This is a genomic window from uncultured Ralstonia sp. (genome assembly GCA_913056305.1).
Classification (GTDB): domain Bacteria; phylum Pseudomonadota; class Gammaproteobacteria; order Burkholderiales; family Burkholderiaceae; genus Ralstonia.
Genome location: CAJXMR010000311.1, coordinates 1 through 3974, shown reverse-complemented (window position 1 = coordinate 3974; position 3974 = coordinate 1). Strand labels below are relative to the sequence as shown.

Sequence of the window (3974 nt, the reverse complement as noted above, 5' to 3'; positions counted from 1 at the left end):
AGTTTGCGATCCGCTAACCGGTCAAGCCGTGTCGCGGAAGGTTGATGAACCCGCTGAACTCCGGCAGACCCGGAGAAAGGTGAGCGCCCAATGACTGAGCTGTATAAGCAGTACCTGGATACCTCGTATCTGTCCGGCGGCAATGCCGCTTACGTTGAAGACCAGTACGAAGCGTATCTTCAAGATCCCACGTCCGTTAGCGAGGCACTGCGCGCGTATTTCGATGCGCTGCAGAACGTCCCCGCCGTCGACGGTTCCAACGCCCGGGATATCCCCCACGCCCCCATCGTCACCTCGTTCGCTGAGCGCGCCAAGCAAGGCCCGATCAAGACGATCGTCGCGTCTGCCGATTCCGACATGGGTCGCAAGCGCGTCGCCGCGACGCAGCTGGTGGCTGCATACCGCAACGTGGGCCTGCGTTGGGCCGATCTTGACCCGCTCAAGCGTCAGGAGCGCCCGCCGGTGCCGGATCTCGACCCGGCCTTCTACGGTTTTACCGAAGCCGATCAGGACATCGTCTTCAACGCCAGCAACACGTATTTCGGCAAGGAAACGATGAGCCTGCGCGAGCTGGTCAACAACCTGCGCGAAACGTACTGCGGCTCGATCGGCGCTGAGTTCATGTACATCAGCGACCAGGCGCAGAAGCGCTGGTGGCAAGAGCGTCTGGAGAGCATCCGCTCCAAGCCGACGTTCTCCGCTGAGAAGAAGAAGCACATCCTGGAACGCCTGACGGCCGCTGAAGGCCTCGAGCGCTTCCTGCACACCAAGTACGTCGGCCAGAAGCGCTTCTCGCTGGAAGGCGGCGAGAGCTTCATCGCTGCCATGGACGAGCTGATCCAGCATTCCGGCGCCAAGGGCGTGCAGGAAATCGTGATCGGCATGGCCCACCGCGGCCGTCTGAACGTGCTGGTCAACACGCTGGGCAAAATGCCGGCCGACCTGTTTGCTGAATTCGAAGGCAAGCACGTGGACGACCTGCCGGCCGGCGACGTCAAGTACCACAAGGGTTTCTCGAGCGACGTGACCACCCCGGGCGGCCCCGTCCACCTGTCGCTGGCGTTCAACCCGTCGCACCTGGAAATCGTCAACCCGGTCGTGGAAGGCTCGGTCAAGGCACGCCAGGAGCGCCGCGACGACAAGCACGGCGCGCAAGTGCTGGCCGTGCAGGTGCACGGTGACGCGGCCTTCGCCGGCCAGGGCGTTGTGATGGAAACGCTCAACCTCGCGCAGACGCGCGGCTACGGCACGGGCGGCACCATCCACCTCGTCATCAACAACCAGATCGGCTTCACCACGTCGGACCCGCGCGACTCGCGCTCGACGCTGTATTGCACCGACGTGGTCAAGATGATCGAAGCGCCGGTCCTGCACGTGAACGGCGACGATCCGGAAGCCGTCGTGCTGGCCATGCAGCTGGCCATCGACTTCCGCACCGAGTTCCAGAAGGACATCGCAGTCGACATCATCTGTTTCCGCAAGCTCGGCCACAACGAGCAGGACACGCCGGCGATGACGCAGCCGCTGATGTACAAGAAGATCGGCACGCACCCCGGCACGCGCAAGCTGTACGCAGATAAGCTCGTCGCGCAAGCCACGCTGAAAACCGAAGAGCCGGATGGCCTGGTGCAGGAATTCCGCGCCGCCATGGACGCCGGTAAGCACACGGTCGACCCGGTGCTGTCGAACTTCAAGAACAAGTTCGCAGTGGATTGGATGCCGTTCCTGAACCGCAAGTGGACGGACTCGGCCGACACCGCTGTGCCGATGGCCGAACTCAAGCGTCTGGCCGAGCGCATCACCGCCATCCCCGACCACTTCAAGCTGCACCCGCTGGTCGAGAACGTCGTCAACAACCGCGCCAAGATGGGCAAGGGCGATCTGTCGCTGGACTGGGGCATGGGTGAGCACCTGGCCTTCGCCTCGCTGGTGGCATCGGGCTACCCGGTGCGCATCACCGGCCAGGACGCCGGCCGCGGTACGTTCACGCACCGCCACGCCGTGCTGCACGACCAGAACCGCGAGCGCTGGGACGCCGGCAGCTACATCCCGCTGCAGAACGTGTCGGAGAGCCAGGCACCGTTCACGGTCATCGACTCGGTGCTGTCCGAAGAGGCCGTGATGGGCTTCGAGTACGGCTATTCGTCGGCCGAGCCGAACACCCTGGTGATCTGGGAAGCCCAGTTCGGTGACTTCGCCAACGGCGCACAGGTCGTGATCGACCAGTTCATCTCGTCGGGTGAGGTGAAGTGGGGCCGCGCCTCGGGTCTGACGCTGATGCTGCCGCACGGCTACGAAGGTCAGGGTCCGGAGCACAGTTCGGCGCGCCTCGAGCGCTACCTGCAGCTCTGCGCAGACCACAACATGCAAGTGGTGCAGCCGACCACGCCGGCGCAGATCTTCCACCTGCTGCGTCGCCAGATGATCCGCCTGTTCCGCAAGCCGCTGATCATCCTGACGCCGAAGTCGCTGCTGCGTAGCAAGGACGCTGTGTCGCCGCTGACCGATCTGGCCAAGGGCCACTTCGAGACGGTGATCGCCGATCACGAAGAGCTGAACGCCGCCAAGATCAAGCGCGTCGTGGCCTGCTCGGGCAAGGTCTATTACGACCTGGTCAACGCCCGCAAGGAACGCGGCCTGACCGACACCGCCATCATCCGTGTGGAACAGCTGTATCCGTTCCCGCACAAGGCGTTCGCGGCCGAGCTGAAGAAGTACCCGAACCTCGCCGAAGTGGTGTGGTGCCAGGACGAACCGCAGAACCAGGGTGCCTGGTTCTTCGTGCAGCACTTCATCATGGAAAACATGACCGAGGGCCACAAGCTGGGCTACGCAGGCCGTCCGGCCTCGGCGTCGCCGGCTGTGGGCTACTACGCCAAGCACAACGAGCAGCAGAAGGCGCTGATCGATGCTGCGTTCGGCAAGCTCAAGGGCTTCGTGCTGACCAAGTAAGCGAGACCGGTTCCAGGGCGGCAGGGCTGTGATTGCAGCCGCCGCCTTGGCACATCTTCGCGACCGAATTCCACCGTATATCGAATTGAAGCGCGGCCCGCCAGAACGGGCGCGCACACATGAATCCAAGGAACCATCGAAATGGCTATCGTTGAAGTCAAGGTCCCGCAGTTTTCCGAGTCCGTTGAAGAGGGCACGCTGATCTCCTGGAAGAAGAAGCCGGGTGAAGCTGTTGCCGTGGACGAAATCCTGATCGAAGTCGAGACCGACAAGGTCGTGCTGGAAGTGCCGGCCCCGTCGGCTGGCGTGCTGGCCGAGATCCTGGTCGCCGACGGCGCGACCGTCACGTCGGAGCAACTGCTGGCGAAGATCGACACCGAAGGCAAGGCTGGCGCCGCTGCTCCGGCTGCCGCTGCACCGGCTCCCGCCGCTGCCGCTCCGGCCCCGGTTGCCGCTGCTCCGGCCGCTGCTGCCGCCACTGGTGGCGTGGCCATGCCGTCGGCTGCCAAGCTGATGGCGGAAGCGAACCTGTCGGCTTCGCAAGTGGCCGGCACCGGCCGCGATGGCCGCATCACCAAGGGCGACGTGCTGGGTGCCGTCGCTGGTGGCGCCAAGCCGGCCCCGGCTGCTGCCGCTCCGCAAGCCGCACGTCCGGCCCTGCAGCAAGTGGCTGCGCCGGTGGACTTCGCCGCCCTGGGCGACCGTCCGGAAGAGCGCGTGCCGATGAGCCGCCTGCGCGCCCGTATCGCCGAGCGCCTGGTGCAATCGCAGTCGACCAACGCCATCCTCACCACCTTCAATGAAGTCAACATGAAGCCGGTGATGGACCTGCGTGCCAAGTTCAAGGACCAGTTCGAGAAGACCCACGGCGTGAAGCTGGGCTTCATGTCGTTCTTCGTGAAAGCGGCCGTCCACGCGCTGAAGAAGTACCCGGTCATCAACGCGTCGGTTGACGGCAACGACATCGTCTACCACGGCTACTTCGACATCGGTATCGCTGTCGGCTCGCCGCGCGGCCTGGT

2 protein-coding genes are annotated in these 3974 nt (G+C 64.3%); both read left to right on the top strand.

The window, feature by feature from the left end; all coding sequences use genetic code 11:
* The first annotated feature begins 90 nt into the window (after positions 1-90).
* Positions 91-2952 (top strand): 2-oxoglutarate dehydrogenase E1 component, encoded by a 2862-nt coding sequence (locus QZ609_RS25100; RefSeq protein ID WP_295500820.1) that lies wholly within the window; start codon positions 91-93, stop codon positions 2950-2952.
* Between the two features lie 141 nt (positions 2953-3093).
* Positions 3094-3974 (top strand): 2-oxo acid dehydrogenase subunit E2 (locus QZ609_RS25095; protein WP_295500817.1); only part of this gene is annotated, 881 nt, incomplete at its 3' end.

What these genes read in the sequence shown, in the direction of transcription:
- QZ609_RS25100 (WP_295500820.1), top strand. Translation starts at nt 91, where the DNA reads ATGACTGAGCTGTATAAGCAGTACCTGGATACCTCGTATCTGTCCGGC.